14 protein-coding genes and 1 riboswitch are annotated in these 13991 nt (G+C 62.5%); of the genes, 6 read left to right on the forward strand and 8 right to left on the reverse strand.

What is annotated here, in order from left to right; genetic code table 11:
* Positions 1–167: 167 nt before the first annotated feature.
* The 7 genes from IWX87_RS18360 to IWX87_RS18390 all read right to left on the reverse strand — a co-directional run bounded on the left by IWX87_RS18360 (position 168) and on the right by IWX87_RS18390 (position 6342).
* Entirely contained in the window at positions 168–332 is a 165-nt protein-coding gene (locus tag IWX87_RS18360; RefSeq protein ID WP_196864959.1) for a hypothetical protein, read from the reverse strand.
* A gap of 32 nt (positions 333–364) precedes the next feature.
* Positions 365–1009, reverse strand: coding sequence for a thiamine phosphate synthase (gene thiE, locus IWX87_RS18365; RefSeq protein ID WP_196864960.1), 645 nt, complete (start codon positions 1007–1009; stop codon positions 365–367).
* 76 nt (positions 1010–1085) lie between these two features.
* The gene (locus IWX87_RS18370; protein WP_196864961.1) at positions 1086–1904 is read right to left on the reverse strand and encodes a thiazole synthase; all 819 of its coding nucleotides are present in this window, start codon (positions 1902–1904) and stop codon (positions 1086–1088) included.
* Positions 1905–1906: 2 nt separating this feature from the next.
* On the reverse strand, positions 1907–2116 hold the full coding sequence (gene thiS / locus IWX87_RS18375) for a sulfur carrier protein ThiS (protein ID WP_196864962.1): 210 nt from the start codon (positions 2114–2116) through the stop codon (positions 1907–1909).
* Positions 2113–3186, reverse strand: coding sequence for a glycine oxidase ThiO (gene thiO, locus IWX87_RS18380; RefSeq protein ID WP_196864963.1), 1074 nt, complete (start codon positions 3184–3186; stop codon positions 2113–2115). Before thiO ends, thiS begins: the two co-directional genes overlap by 4 nt.
* Before the next feature lie 300 nt (positions 3187–3486).
* On the reverse strand, positions 3487–5424 hold the full coding sequence (gene thiC / locus IWX87_RS18385) for a phosphomethylpyrimidine synthase ThiC (RefSeq protein ID WP_196864964.1): 1938 nt from the start codon (positions 5422–5424) through the stop codon (positions 3487–3489).
* Positions 5425–5516: 92 nt separating this feature from the next.
* Positions 5517–5631: riboswitch (TPP riboswitch) on the reverse strand.
* 60 nt (positions 5632–5691) lie between these two features.
* On the reverse strand, positions 5692–6342 hold the full coding sequence (locus IWX87_RS18390; protein WP_196864965.1) for a hypothetical protein: 651 nt from the start codon (positions 6340–6342) through the stop codon (positions 5692–5694).
* Positions 6343–6584: 242 nt separating this feature from the next.
* On the opposite strand from IWX87_RS18390, the gene IWX87_RS18395 reads away from it, so the two are divergent.
* A complete protein-coding gene (locus IWX87_RS18395; RefSeq protein WP_196864966.1) occupies positions 6585–7163 on the forward strand; it encodes a Spy/CpxP family protein refolding chaperone in 579 nt (192 codons plus the stop codon).
* Positions 7164–7446: 283 nt separating this feature from the next.
* Here IWX87_RS18395 and IWX87_RS18400 read toward each other — a convergent pair whose 3' ends face one another.
* Entirely contained in the window at positions 7447–7929 is a 483-nt protein-coding gene (locus IWX87_RS18400; RefSeq protein ID WP_196864967.1) for a hypothetical protein, read from the reverse strand.
* Positions 7930–8386: 457 nt separating this feature from the next.
* On the opposite strand from IWX87_RS18400, the gene IWX87_RS18405 reads away from it, so the two are divergent.
* The 5 genes from IWX87_RS18405 (at position 8387) to IWX87_RS18425 (ending at position 13987) form a co-directional block, all read left to right on the forward strand.
* Positions 8387–9238: an endonuclease/exonuclease/phosphatase family protein gene (locus tag IWX87_RS18405; RefSeq protein ID WP_231374916.1), complete on the forward strand. Its 852-nt coding sequence runs from the start codon at positions 8387–8389 to the stop codon at positions 9236–9238.
* 74 nt (positions 9239–9312) lie between these two features.
* Positions 9313–10590: a cardiolipin synthase ClsB gene (clsB, locus tag IWX87_RS18410; protein ID WP_196864968.1), complete on the forward strand. Its 1278-nt coding sequence runs from the start codon at positions 9313–9315 to the stop codon at positions 10588–10590.
* A 7-nt stretch (positions 10591–10597) separates the two neighbouring features.
* Positions 10598–11599: a YbhN family protein gene (locus IWX87_RS18415; RefSeq protein WP_196864969.1), complete on the forward strand. Its 1002-nt coding sequence runs from the start codon at positions 10598–10600 to the stop codon at positions 11597–11599.
* A 70-nt stretch (positions 11600–11669) separates the two neighbouring features.
* Positions 11670–12989: a putative DNA modification/repair radical SAM protein gene (locus tag IWX87_RS18420; RefSeq protein WP_196864970.1), complete on the forward strand. Its 1320-nt coding sequence runs from the start codon at positions 11670–11672 to the stop codon at positions 12987–12989.
* Positions 12986–13987 (forward strand): TIGR03915 family putative DNA repair protein, encoded by a 1002-nt coding sequence (locus IWX87_RS18425; RefSeq protein WP_231374915.1) that lies wholly within the window; start codon positions 12986–12988, stop codon positions 13985–13987. The genes IWX87_RS18420 and IWX87_RS18425 overlap by 4 nt, the downstream gene beginning before the upstream one ends.
* Positions 13988–13991 lie beyond the last annotated feature (4 nt).

Genomic DNA, 13991 nt, shown 5'->3' on the forward strand with positions numbered 1-13991 from the left:
GCTCCAGCGTCTGCTTTCTTGCATTTTCTTTTTCCATCTTTCTTCGATAGAGAAAATTCAATAAAGTTCATACTTCATTGGGCCGTATCAATAGTTTAAATTGTGCGCGCCAGAAATGGCCCTGTTTGCAGGTCAGGGCGACAGCGCGCCAAGTCGTGTTCGGAAAATCAATGGCGCCATTTCACGGTGAGAGCCATATGCACAAAGCCCACAAACGTGACGTCGAGCTTGTCACGGCCAGTGGCCACGCAGCGAAAGGTCCGCATGCCTTGACTTTGTGCCGCCTGGACAATTTTATCCAAGGCATCTGTTTTTTCAGCCAAGTCAGGCATTTTGGTGCCTGAAATGACGCTGGAGACGCTTTTTAGCCAGCGGCCAGGCGCAAACCGGCCAGCGTCGCCTGCTGCGGGTCAGCGGCCAGCGTCACCGCGCTGACCACCGCCGCGCCATCGTTGTCACCACCCAGGCAGGCCAGCACGCCAGGCAGCCGCTCCAGCGAAATGCCACCTATCGCCACCACCGGATACGGCGTGGCCAGCGCGGTCCAGGCTTTCAGCTGCGCCAGACCAACCGGCGCGTAAGGCATGACCTTGAGTGTGGTCGGATAAATCGGTCCAATCGCCAGGTAAGACGGTTGCACGGCATGGGCACGCGCCAGTTCGGCTGGCGTGTGGGTGCTCAGTCCCAGCCGCAGGCCGGCGTTGCGCAGGACCTCGATGTCGGCGCTGTCCAGGTCTTCCTGGCCCAGATGCACACCGTAGGCGCCAGCCGCCAGTGCCAGCTGCCAGTGGTCGTTGATGAAGACCTGCGCACCCGGGACCTTTCGGCCCGCTTCGACGGCGGCGCGCACTTCGCGCTCGATATCAACCGGCATGTGGTCGGTGGCCTTGAAGCGCAATTGCACCGTGCGCACGCCCCAGCTCAGCAGGCGCTGCACCCAGGCGGCGTCGTGGACAACAGGGTAAAAGCCGATGGGGCCGGTGATGGGGGCGAAAGGCGCAGGGGTCATGACGGTCACCGTATCAAAAGATGGACGCTGGGGCATTGCTCCTTACCCAAAGGGGGAAGGAGTAACACGAAAAGTATCAGCCGGCGTGCCAGAACGGCACGCCGACGGTCGAGGTCGAGGCCTGCGCCGCGGCGCGCTCGGGCATGGGCGTTGACTCATACGCCGCGCGGCCTGCCGCCACGCCATCGGCAAACGCCCGCGCCATGCGCACCGGGTCGCCGGCCTGCGCGACGGCGGTGTTGAGCAGCACGGCGTCAAAGCCCAGCTCCATCACCTGCGCGGCATGCGACGGCCGGCCCAGCCCCGCATCGACGACCAGCACCGCGTCGGGCAAACGCCGGCGCATGGTTTCCAGTGCGTAGGGGTTGAGCGGCCCGCGTCCGGTGCCAATCGGCGCGGCCCACGGCATCACCGCCGCGCAGCCTGCTGCGTGCAGGCGCTGCGCCATCACCAGATCGTCGGTGGTGTAGGCGAATACGTCAAAGCCGTCTTTCGCCAGCGTCGTGGCGGCCTCCAGCGTGGCCACGGTGTCGGGCTGCAGCGTGTAGTCATCGCCGATGACTTCAAGCTTGATCCAGGTCGTGCCGAAAATCTCGCGTGCCATCTGCGCCAGCGTGATGGCCTCTTCAGCGCTGTGGCAGCCCGCCGTGTTGGGCAGGATGTGGCATCCGAGCGCCTGGATGCGCTGCCAGAAACTCGTGCCGCCGCCGGTTTCAGGCTGCAGCCGGCGCAGGCCGACGGTCAGCACTTCGGTGCCGCTGGCACGCACCGCATCGCCAAGCACCTGCGGCGACGGGTAATGCGAGGTACCAAGGAAAAACCGGCTGTTCAAGGTCTTGCCGCCCACGGTCCACGGACTGCCATGGGCGATGGAATTATTGACTGAATTGCTCATGTTCAGCCTCCGGTGATCGGTGTCACCACATCGATTTTGTCGCCGCTCTGCAGGCTGCGCTCGGGCCACAGCGGGCGCGGCACAAAGCCGCTGTTGACGGCGCAGGCAAAGGCGTTTTTCAGGTCGTAGCCGCGTTCCAGCAGCAGGCCTTGCAGCGTGGCGGCTTGGGTAGCGGTGCGTTCGCCGTTCAGGGAAATCTCAAAAGTGCTCATGTCGCCTCCTTACTTTCAGTGCCCAAGAGTTTATGGGCCAGTTCATCGACCACTGCCGGCGCGCACAAATAGCCATGACGGTACAGGCCGTTGATGTGCCACACGCCACCGCGCAGCACCACGGCGGGCCGGTGGTCGTCCAGTGCCGGGCGCAGCGCCGCCGACAGCCGCAGCACCCGCGCCTCGCCAAACGCCGGGTGCAGGCTGTACAGCGCGCTGCCCAGCTCCAGCGTCGAGCGCAGCGTGACCGGGCCGTTGTCTTCCGATTCGAGTTCGGTCGCACCGACGACGAACTGGTGGTCCGGCCGGGGCGCCACGTACAGCGCGTAACGCGGATGCATCAGCCGCACCGGGCGCTGCAGCGTCACGCCGGGGCATTCGACCCGAAGCACCTCGCCACGCACGCCGCGCACCGCCGGCCATTGCCCCTTGCTGCCGACGCCGCGCGCATCGACCGCCACATCGACGGCATGCGTGGCATCGGCGCACACGATGCGGCCTTCTTCCAGCCTTTCCACCGCCTGGCCTTCATGCCACTGACCGCCCAGCCGGTCGATCTCGATAGCCAGCGCGGCCATCCACTGGTCGTTGGCCAGCTGGCCTTCGCTGTCCAGGAACAGCCCGCCGCCAAAGCGCCCCGCCAGTGCCGGCTCTTGCGCGGCCAGCGCTGCCGCATCGAGCGTGTGGACCTGCGCGCGGCAGGCGTCGGGCAGCTTGTGCTGCAGCAGCCGGGTGAAGTGTTCCAGCGACGACTGGTCGGGTGCATGCGCCACGACCAGCGTGCCTTTCTGGCGAAAGTACACCGGCGCGCCGCCGCCTTCGGCCAGCTCGGCAATCCAGCGCGGCCAGAGCACCATCGAGCGCTGGCCCAGCGCGAACACGGCGTCATCCGACACGGCCAGTTCAGCCAGTGGCGACAGCATGGCCGCTGCCGTCATGCTGGCCGTGTCCAGCGCAGCGCGCGGACGCGCGTCAAACAAGGTGACGCGGCAGCCGGCGCGCAGCAGCCGCCAGGCCAGCGTGCGGCCCGCCAGGCCGGCGCCGGCAATGCCGATGTGAAGGGATGTCATGGTGAGGGTATGGAAATAGCGGGGTTGGAAAGACTGCAAGGGTAGCGGGATGGCGAGAATGGCAAAATTTCAGCGCGTCATTGTTTTTCCACTGCCCATGAGCGAAGCCAGGAATGAGGTCCAGCGGTGTGCGCACGGATTGGATGTTGAATTCAAGTAAATAATGCCTGTTGCGCAATACCCGCCTGCCCAAGCAGCTATTTTATTCATAGTAGGGTGCTAATTTTTTTCCCCTTGCGGAGAGTCCTCATCATGACCCCCCTCCTAAAGGGAGAGGGAACATGGCAGGGCAATTGAGCGTCAGGAATAAATCTCGCTGCCGCCCTTGCGGAACTCTTCGGCCTTTGCTTCAAAACTGCTTTCCATGTCAACCGCCACCGGCTTGATCGCAATCACGCCAGGCATTTTCATCGATGGGGCCAGCGTGGTGGTATGCGGGTTCAGACGCGCAAACTCGCGCACCTCCTGCGAGATTTTCATCGAGCAGAACTTCGGCCCGCACATCGAGCAGAAATGCGCCACCTTGGCATTTTCCTTGGGCAGCGTTTCGTCGTGGTAGGCCATCGCCGTGTCGGGGTCGATCGCCAGGCGGAACTGGTCTTCCCAGCGGAACTCGAAGCGCGCCTTGCTGACCGCGTTGTCCCACATCTGCGCACCCGGGTAGCCCTTGGCCAAATCGCCCGCGTGGGCGGCGATCTTGTAGGCGATCAGTCCCTGCTTCACGTCGTCGCGGTTCGGCAGCCCGAGGTGTTCTTTGGGCGTGACGTAGCACAGCATCGCCGTGCCGTACCAGCCGATGTTCGCCGCGCCCATGGCCGACGAAATGTGGTCGTAGCCGGGCGAGATGTCGGTGATCAAAGGGCCGAGCGTGTAGAACGGCGCTTCAAAGCAGGCTTCCAATTGCTTCTCGACGTTTTCCTTGACCAGTTGCAGCGGCACATGGCCGGGGCCTTCGATCATCACCTGCACATCGTGTTTCCAGGCGATCTGCGTCAGTTCGCCCAGCGTGTGCAGTTCGGCAAACTGCGCTTCGTCGTTGGCGTCGGCAATCGAGCCGGGGCGAAGGCCGTCGCCGAGCGAGAAGCACACGTCATAGGTCTTCATGATTTCGCAGATGTCTTCGAAATGCTCGTACAGAAAGCTTTCCTTGTGGTGCGACAAACACCATTTGGCCATGATGGAGCCGCCGCGCGAAACAATGCCGGTCAGGCGGTTTGCCGTCAGCGGCACATAAGCCAGGCGCACACCGGCGTGAATGGTGAAGTAATCGACGCCCTGCTCGGCTTGCTCAATCAGCGTGTCGCGGAAGATTTCCCAGGTCAGGTCCTCGGCCTTGCCGTTGACCTTTTCCAGCGCTTGGTAAATGGGCACCGTGCCAATCGGCACCGGGGAGTTGCGCAAAATCCATTCGCGGGTTTCGTGGATGTTCTCGCCGGTGGACAAGTCCATCACGGTGTCCGCACCCCAGCGGATCGACCACGCCAGCTTGTCCACTTCTTCCTCGATGCTCGACGTGACGGCCGAATTGCCAATGTTGGCATTCACCTTGATCAGGAAGTTGCGGCCAATGATCATCGGCTCGGTTTCGGGGTGGTTGATGTTGTTCGGAATCACGGCCCGGCCGCGTGCCACTTCGTCGCGAACGAATTCGGCGGTGATGTCTTTTGGAATCGACGCGCCGAACGAGTGGCCGGTCTTGGGCACGCGCTCGGTGGCCAGGCGTTCGGCCAGCTGGGCACGCACCAGGTTTTCACGGATGGCGATGTATTCCATCTCGGGGGTGATGATGCCTTTGCGGGCGTAGTGCATTTGCGACACATTGGCCCCCGCCTTGGCGCGACGCGGCACGGGCGCGTCGTTCATGCGCAGGGCTTTCAGGGCCGGGTCGTTCAGGCGCTCGCGGCCGTAGGCGCTGGTGATGCCGGGCAAGGCGTCGGTGTCGCCGCGCTCGTTGATCCATGCGGCGCGCAGGGCCGTCAAACCGCGCGTGATGTCGATGGCGGCCGACGGGTCGGTGTACACGCCGGACGAGTCAAACAAGCGCAATGGCGGATTGGCTTCGCGGCGGGTTTCGCTGCCTTCGGCGATCAGCGTGTCCGTCAGCGTGACTTCCCGAAACGGCACGCGAATGTCGGGCCGCGAGCCTTCGATGTAAATCTTTCGGGAGCCGGGAAAAGGGGTGCGCGTGATGCGGCTGGTCAGGTCCGCTGCGTTGACGGAAAGGGGGGTCTTGGCCATGGTTGTCTCCAGAAGGTGGTGGATGCCTGCCTGGGGAGCCGGAGATGTTGCCGCGAAGCCACCGCGCAAAGCGGTGAAAAAACGGACTACCGGAGCCAAAGTGCCTTGTTTCCTACGCGGGGATGATCCCGATCAGGTTCAGCGGGTCTCGCAAAGTTGCGATCTCAGCCTCGGATGTAAACATCCTTGGCACCCCGACAAGCTGCGGCGATTGTAAGCACGCCAGACGGCGGTTGGCAATACCCGACGTAGCAGCCGTTGCGCGGATCAGCCGAACCGGCTGGGCTGGCCCACCAGTTTTTTCGCCAGTTCGTCGAGCAATCCAGTGGTGACCTGCGCGGCCGGATAGGTGGTGTTCAGCACACCAAAGCCCCCCACGTTGGTCACGCGAAAGGCGATGCAGCCGGTGGCATGCTCAGGCGTCAGGGTAATGAAGGCGCGCGACTTGGTCTGGTAGTCGAACACATAGGCCAGCAGCTTGCCGCTGTCGGGGTTGCGCAAATCCTTGCGTTCATGCTGGATCTGGCCAACGGACAGGCGCTGTGTCACGCGTTCAAGGTCGGGTGGAAAGTTGACAGTGACGGTGTGGGTCGCTACCGGCCCGATGACCGGCAACAGGTCCCAACCGACGCCGATGTAGTCGCACACCTCGGCATTGCTCAGCATCTTGCGACGCGCATCACAGCGAAAATTTCGCTGCGCCAAGGCGGGAAACGGCACCTTGCCGTCCAGGCTATAGGCCCCTGCGGCAGGCGGCTGAATCACGATAAGCTGAGCACACATGTCCTGCAGATAGGCCAACGCCACCCGGCAGGCCTGTTCGCAGGCTTGGGTGCCTGCCGTGAGGTCACGCTGCGCACCGAGTTCCAGGCCTTGCAGCGCGTTGGCACGCCTTTTCAGCTCTGATAGAAAACTCATGGACGGGCCAGTGTGTGTTGTGTTTTAAGACCAAAGCATAGCGCAGGCGGGCGCCCGGATAAACGCACAAGCCTTCTGGTTTGGAGTACGGAGGTGCGAGCTTTTGGTCGCAAAACGATTTTCATTTAACTTTACAAACCATAACCGGCGCGCAATGGCGGCGATACACGGGCACACCACACTTGCTTTCAAGCTGTCGCCAATTCCTGGTGGCAGTGCTTTTTTGTCCAAAGGAAACTTCCATGAAATTCGCACCCACATTACTGAACGGCCTGATCCTTGCCGGCCTGTTGACCACGACGGGGGCGGCCATGGCGCAAGGCACTGACGCGGCGCCGGCAGGGCTGAAACCCGCCACGTCGGCACCTGCAGCCCAGAACGCCGGGTCGCACCACGGTGAGCAGAGGATGGGCCGCCGCGATCCCGCCAAAATGCAGGCCCGGATGGCCAGGCACCAGGCTGAATTAAAAGCCAAACTCAAGATCACGCCGGCGCAGGAAAGCGCCTGGACCGCCTTCACCACGACGATGCAGCCGCCCGCCCGCATGATGAACAGCGAACGGCCCATGGCCACACAGCGCGCCGAACTTGACGCCTTGAGCACGCCCGAGCGCATCGACAAAATGAAGGCGCTGCGCACCCAGCGCATGACCAAAATGAATGCGGAGATGGACAAGCGCGGAGAAGCTGTAAAAACTTTTTACGCCACATTGAGCCCGGAACAGAAAAATACTTTTGACGCCGAGCACAGGAAAATGGGTGGGCATCACGGCGGCGGGCGCGGTCACCGCGACGGTGACGGCATGCGCCACAAAGACTGAACTTTCGACTGTCGAAGCCCAAGTGAAAACAACACCGGTTGCGCTAGTGCCGCCGGTGTTGTTTTTTTCCTTACCAGACAAACATCATGCTATTTTTTCAATAGCTGAAGATGCCTTTATAGCAAGCCCGTGATGCCTGTTTTATCGTTTTATAAAACGTCAGAACCTTGATCCGAACAAGTGATGGCTTTTGAACGCATCGTTTTTTGTCCGGCTTGCACTAGATCTTTCACAAGTAAGCAGCAATATCGCACCGACAAAGCCGCCCATACCTATGGGCGAGTTAAGGCTTTTTGGCAGCGCCTGTCCCGGAAGCATCTGGCGAACCCTGGACGCCTGATCCCGTCATGGGCGAGCCGCTTGCGCCCATGGCGCCTGAATTTTTCATGCCTTTTTTTGCACCAGCAGCGTTTTTGCTTGTGGCCATGTCGGTGGCGGAGCCGGAATCATCTGGCGAACCGCTTGGGGCCTTGGCAGCTTTTTTGGCACCCGAATGGTTCATGCCCTTGTTCATTCCCGTCGCGCCATTTTTGCCCATGCCTGCGGCTTGCCCGGAAGCATCACCTGAGCCCTGCACACCCGAGCCAGTCATGGCTGAGCCGCTGGCACCCATGGTGCCTGAGGAGTTCATGCCCTTGTTCATTCCCTTGTCCATGCCCATGGCACCCTTGGGGGGCATGCCTGCGGCTGAGCCGGAGGCATCTGGTGAGCCTTGCACGCCTGACCCGGTCATAGCGCCCGAACTGCTGGTCTGGGCTTGGGCCATACCGCCCATTGTCAGTACTGCCGCAACCGCGAAAGCCAGGGGCACAAATTTGATGGATGACTTTTTCAACATAAAAACTCCTTTGATAACAGACCAAAATACGCTCGCCACTTGAGGGCCAGCGAAAGCACTGATTCAGTTTATTGTTCGCTTCCAGATGCTTTTGCCAGATTTAGGCATATTCCGGTGTAGGACGCTAACCTTGGACAGCACAACAGTTTCCATAGGGTTTGTGAAGTGGATGCGTGTGCTTGGCCTGGCGCTTTATGCTTACGCGCGCCGGCCTGTCCCGCAGAAATAAGTTACCGTCCTACAGTGCTGAATACCTCGCCGCGCAACAATCACGTCTGGTTCAAGCCAGACCGGTTTCCGGCATTTTTTTGCAGCCAGCTTGTTGCCCCTTCTTCCATCCCATACCGCGCTGCCTGGGATCCTTGATCCAGCGTCCGAGAACCTCATGCTCCATAAAATCAAAACACCTCATGCCGAGCCCCATACAAGGCGTCTTGCAACTGGTGCCGAACCCACAACAGCTGACGACCCCAAAGCAGGAGTCGAACCGGCGTTCTCTTTCAAGGTGCTCACGGTCAACATCCACAAGGGCTTCACTTTTTTCAACCGCAAGTTCATCCTGTCCGAATTGCGCGACGCGGTGCGCTCCGTGGGCGCGGACGTGGTGTTTTTGCAGGAGGTGGCCGGCAGCCACCTCAAGCATGCGGAAAAGTTTGACAACTACACCGATCAGCCGCACTACGAATACCTGGCGGACAGCATCTGGGACCAGTTTGCCTACGGCCGCAATGCCGTCTACACCAACGGCCACCACGGCAACGCGTTGTTGTCCAAGTTCCCGATCGTGCGCTATGAAAACCGTGACATTTCCATCAGCGGCCCGGAGCGGCGCGGCATGCTGCATTGCGAGTTGCAGGTGCCCGGCCAGAGCCACACGGTGCACGCCATCTGCGTGCACCTGGGCCTGGTCGAAACCCACCGCACCCAGCAAATGAAGCTGCTGTGCGACATGGTGCGCAAGGAAATTCCGGCGCGCTCGCCCGTGGTCGTGGCCGGGGATTTCAACGACTGGCGTCGGCGCGCACATGCGCAAATGGCCAATGGCGCGAATATGCACGAGGTGTTCGTGCAGGCCAACGGCCACGCGGCACGTACTTTTCCGGCCCGGCTGCCCATGCTGCAACTGGACCGCATCTACGTGCGCAATGCGGTGGGCCACTCGCCCATTGTGCTGCCCAGCCATCCGTGGTCACACCTGTCCGACCATGCGCCACTGGCGGCCGAAATCAGGCTTTAAAAAACTACCGCCATGCACCCGCACCGCACTCTTTCACCACCATTCCAGCGCCAGGCAGTTTGCAGGCAAAAGACATGACGCGCTGGGTTGGCGGCAACCGTTTTCAGTTGCTGGAAAACGGAGAGGAATTTTTTCCACGCGTTTTTGAATCGATTGCCGGGGCGCGCCACGAGGTGGTGCTGGAAACCTTCATTTTGTTCGAGGACAAGGTCGGGCTGGCACTGCATGCGGCGCTGCTGGCAGCGGCGTCGCGCGGTGTGCAGATCGACCTGACGATTGACGGTTTCGGCTCGCCTGACCTGTCGCCGGATTTCATTTCGGCGCTGACACAGGCCGGTATTCGCGTGCATGTGTTTGACCCGGCGCCGCGCCTGTGGGGCTGGCGCACCAACGTGTTCCGGCGCATGCACCGCAAGATTGTGGTGGTGGATGGCCAGCGCGCCTTCGTCGGTGGCATCAACTATTCGGCCGATCACCTGGCGGACTTCGGGCCCGAGGCCAAGCAGGACTATTCGGTCGAGATCGAAGGCCCCATTGTTTCGGTGATCCACACGTTCGTGCACAAGGCGCTGGCGGCCGGGAAGCGCAACACCGGCAGGGGACTTGCCGGCCAGCTGCGCGAGCGCATCGCCGACCGGGCGCATTTGCTGACGAATCGCTGGCGCGCAGACTCCACGCCGGCGGGCGAGGCGGAGGCCATCTTTGTCACCCGCGACAACCGCAAGCACACCACCGACATCGAGCAGCATTACCGCATCGCCATTCGCGCCGCCCGGCACCGCGTGGTGATTGCCAACGCCTACTTTTTCCCCGGCTATCGGCTGCTCAGGGAAATGCGCCGGGCTGCCCGCCGCGGCGTCCAGGTCCGGCTGATCCTTCAGGGCGAACCCGACATGGCGATTGTCAAGACCGCCGCCAACCTGCTGTATGACCAGCTGTTGTCGGCAGGCGTGCAGATCTTTGAATACTGCGAGCGGCCGCTGCACGGCAAGGTGGCGGTGTCCGACGACACCTGGTCCACGGTCGGTTCGAGCAACCTGGACCCGCTCAGCCTGTCGCTGAACCTGGAGGCCAACGTGATCATCAAGGACCGCGCCTTCAACCAGCACCTGACCGCGCGGCTGGACCATCTGGTGCAGCAAAGTTGCAAGCAGATCCATGCGGCTGACTTGGTGGAATGGAGCTGGTGGCGAACGCTGCGCAGCTTTTTTGTCTTCCACCTGCTCAGCCGGTACCCGGCCTGGGCCGGCTGGCTGCCGGCGCACAAGCCGCGCCTCATGCTGGCGAAAGTGGCCGACACAGCGGTCGAAAGCGCTGGCGCCGACCGGGTGAGCCAGGCCGATGCGGCGTGAGGCGCCCATGAGCGAACGTCGAGGTGCTTCGGCGCCTGTCAGAAGCCAGACAGACAGTCGGCGCAAACTCACCGACCGGGCCTGGTGGCCGTGGCTGCGGCGCGCGGCCACGACGGTCTTTTTTGGCCTGGTCGCCTGGCTGCTGGTATCGCAGGCACGCACCATTGAATGGGGCAAGGTGCTGTCGTCGCTGCAGGACTATCCTCTGTCGGCGTCCTGGGGCGCTGTGGCGCTGGCCGCTGCCAGCTACGCGCTTTACAGCTGCTTCGACCTGCTGGGGCGCCACTACACCGGCCACCGGCTGCGCGCGTCCAGCGTGATGCAGCTGACGTTTGTCAGCTATGCCTTCAACCTCAACCTCGGCTCGGTGGTCGGCGGCATTGCCTTTCGCTACCGGCTGTATTCGCGGCTCGGGCTGGCCATGGGCACCATCACCCGCGTGATCAGCTTCAGCATGCTGGCCAACTGGATGGGCTATTTGCTGCTGGCCGGGCTGGTGTTCAGCCTGCAGCCGCCGGCCTTGCCGCCGGGCTGGAAGATCGACGCGTTCCAGTTGCGCCTGATCGGCTTCGCGTTGCTGGCGCTGGCGCTGGTCTACCTGGGCGCCTGCGCCTTTTCCCGCCAGCGAGCTTTTAGCCTGCGCGGCCACGACATCGAACTCCCTTCGCTCAGACTGGCCGGCCTGCAACTGGCCATGGGCGCGGGCAACTGGCTGCTGATGTCGGGCATCGTTTTCATCCTGCTGCAGCAGCGCATCGATTTTTTCAGCGTTGCCAGCGTGCTGTTGCTGGCGGCGATTGCCGGCGTTATCACCCACATCCCTGGCAACCTGGGCGTGCTGGAAGCGGTATTCGTCGCGCTGCTGTCGCAACGCATGCCCGAGTATGAGCTGCTGGCTGGGCTGATCGCCTACCGTGTGGTGTATTTCCTGGTGCCGCTGCTGGTGGCGACGGTGGTTTACCTGATGATGGAAACCCGGGCCGGTAGGGCAGCGCCGGCCCGGGTCTGAAGGCCCGATCGGTATTGCGGTCATTGCACCGGGCCACACCCATCTGGCCTAAACACTGTATATTATTACAGTGTCCAATCCAACCCTTCAGAACAAGCTCGCCATTCTGGCCGATGCCGCCAAATACGATGCCTCATGCGCTTCCAGTGGCACCGGCAAGCGCAATTCCATAGGCGGCCAGGGCATCGGCTCAACCGAAGGCAGCGGTATCTGCCACAGCTATGCGCCCGATGGCCGCTGCATCTCGCTGCTTAAAATTTTGCTGACCAATTTCTGCACCTACGACTGCCTGTATTGCGTCAACCGGGTCAGCAGCAACGTGCCCCGGGCGCGCTTCACAGTCGATGAAGTGGTGGGGCTGACGCTCGACTTTTACCGGCGCAACTGCATTGAGGGCCTGTTTTTGTCCAGCGGCATCATCCAGAACCCGGACTACACCATGGAGCAGGTGGTCGAGGTGGCGCGCCGGCTGCGCGAAGACCATGACTTTCGCGGCTATATCCACCTGAAGACGATTCCCGACGCTTCACCCGAATTGCTGGCCCGCGCCGGCCTGTATGCCGACCGCCTGAGCATCAACATCGAGCTTCCCACGCAAAGCAGCCTGCAGGCGCTGGCGCCTGAAAAGGACGGCCCCGCGATCCGCCGGTCGATGGCGCGGCTGCGCGGGCATATCGACGACGCCAAAGGCGCCGCGCAGGACCAGTCGCGCACCTCGATCATTTCGCTGCCACAGTCGCGCCGGGCTGGGCGCAGCGTTGCGCCGCTTTTTGCGCCGGCAGGCCAGAGCACGCAGATGATCGTCGGCGCCGATGCGACCGACGACCGCACCATCCTGGGCGCCAGCGCATCGCTTTATGGCGACTTCAAGATGCGGCGGGTGTATTACTCGGCTTTCAGCCCGATTCCGGATGCGTCTGCCCGTCTGCCGCTGAAGGCACCACCGCTGATGCGCGAGCACCGGCTGTACCAGGCTGACTGGCTGATCAGGTTCTACGGTTTCACGCATGACGAGATCGACCCCAAGCTGGCCTGGGCGTTGTCGCACCGGGCGCAGTTTCCGGTCGATTTGAACCGGGCGCCGCGCGAAATGCTGCTGCGCGTGCCGGGCTTGGGTGTGAGAGCCGTGGTGCGCATCCTGGAGGCACGGCGTGTGCGCGACGTGCGTGCCAGCGACCTGCTGCGGCTGCATGTGCCGCTGGCCAAAGTCTGGCCTTTCGTGCTGCTGCCTGACCACCATCCCGGCGCCACGCTGGAGGCGGACAACCTGGCAACTCGCCTGCGGCCCGCGCCCGCGCAAGCTGACCTGTTTGACGAACCGCAGGTGGCCCAACCCCTGGCAGCAGTCAAAGTGCCCGCCTTGAAACCTCCGCAAAGGACACTCGCATGACCCTGAGCACGGACCTGCTGACCCACGAATTGTTCCCATCGACGCGGGTACCGGTGATGCTGCACGGTGCCACCGACCTGCAGGGCTTTCGCCAGGCGGCCCGCAGCCTGCTGGCCCGGCTGGTGCCGCCCGAACAGGTGTCGTGGCACACCACCGACGCGCCGGTTCAGGACCTGTTTTCAACGCCGGATTCGGCGGTTGCAGCCGCCAACGCCGAGGCCTTCAGTGAGGCACCGGCCGTGAAGGTGCCAGCTGAGTTCATGGCGCTGTGCGAGAGCGTCATCCTGCACCGCGACCCGAACCGTTTCGGTTTGCTCTACCGTATTTTCTGGCGCCTGGCGCATGAGCCCGGCCTGCGCCACGACCCGCTCGATCCGGACCGGATCCAAGCCGCGCACCTGGCCCAGGCGGTGCGGCGCGACCTGCACAAGATGAAAGCCTTTGTGCGTTTTCGCTCGGTGCAGGACGAGCGTTTCAGGGCGCATCCGGAAGACGGCCCGCTGCATGTGGCCTGGTTCGAGCCTGGGCACCACATCGTCGAAGCCGTGGCGCCGTTCTTTGCGCGCCGTTTTACGCAGATGCGCTGGGCCATCCTCACGCCCGACCGCAGCGTCGAATGGGATTGCGTGAGCCGCCGCACCGCATTGCCTCCCCTTGCGGCAAGGCAGCCCTTCCAGCCAAAGCCTGTCGCCATGAATGGCCAGCTGCGTTTTGGCCCTGGCGCGAAAAAAAGCGATGCGCCCCCTGCCGATGCCGGCGAGCAGCTTTGGCTCACCTATTACCAGCACACCTTCAATCCGGCGCGCCTGAAGATGAAGGCGATGCAAAAGGAAATGCCGCACAAATACTGGCACAACCTGCCCGAGGCGGCGTTGATCGGTTCACTGGCGGCCATGGCAAACGAGCGAACCCTGCGCATGGTCGCTCAGCCCGCCACGGCCACCCACCGCCGCCTGCCCACACGCAGGGAGGCGCTTGCTCCAAGCGTCGAAAAATGAATAA

It is taken from the genome of Polaromonas sp. CG_9.7 (assembly GCF_015752205.1).
Lineage (GTDB): Bacteria > Pseudomonadota > Gammaproteobacteria > Burkholderiales > Burkholderiaceae_C > Polaromonas.

Coding starts and splice junctions, on each gene's coding strand:
- IWX87_RS18390 (WP_196864965.1), bottom strand. CDS start 6,342: ATGAGTTTTCTATCAGAGCTGAAAAGGCGTGCCAACGCGCTGCAAGGC.
- clsB (WP_196864968.1), top strand. CDS start 9,313: ATGACGCGCTGGGTTGGCGGCAACCGTTTTCAGTTGCTGGAAAACGGA.
- IWX87_RS18395 (WP_196864966.1), top strand. CDS start 6,585: ATGAAATTCGCACCCACATTACTGAACGGCCTGATCCTTGCCGGCCTG.
- thiE (WP_196864960.1), bottom strand. CDS start 1,009: ATGACCCCTGCGCCTTTCGCCCCCATCACCGGCCCCATCGGCTTTTAC.
- IWX87_RS18400 (WP_196864967.1), bottom strand. CDS start 7,929: ATGGCCCAAGCCCAGACCAGCAGTTCGGGCGCTATGACCGGGTCAGGC.
- IWX87_RS18360 (WP_196864959.1), bottom strand. CDS start 332: ATGCCTGACTTGGCTGAAAAAACAGATGCCTTGGATAAAATTGTCCAG.
- IWX87_RS18415 (WP_196864969.1), top strand. CDS start 10,598: ATGAGCGAACGTCGAGGTGCTTCGGCGCCTGTCAGAAGCCAGACAGAC.
- thiC (WP_196864964.1), bottom strand. CDS start 5,424: ATGGCCAAGACCCCCCTTTCCGTCAACGCAGCGGACCTGACCAGCCGC.
- IWX87_RS18405 (WP_231374916.1), top strand. CDS start 8,387: ATGCTCCATAAAATCAAAACACCTCATGCCGAGCCCCATACAAGGCGT.
- thiS (WP_196864962.1), bottom strand. CDS start 2,116: ATGAGCACTTTTGAGATTTCCCTGAACGGCGAACGCACCGCTACCCAA.
- thiO (WP_196864963.1), bottom strand. CDS start 3,186: ATGACATCCCTTCACATCGGCATTGCCGGCGCCGGCCTGGCGGGCCGC.
- IWX87_RS18425 (WP_231374915.1), top strand. CDS start 12,986: ATGACCCTGAGCACGGACCTGCTGACCCACGAATTGTTCCCATCGACG.
- IWX87_RS18370 (WP_196864961.1), bottom strand. CDS start 1,904: ATGAGCAATTCAGTCAATAATTCCATCGCCCATGGCAGTCCGTGGACC.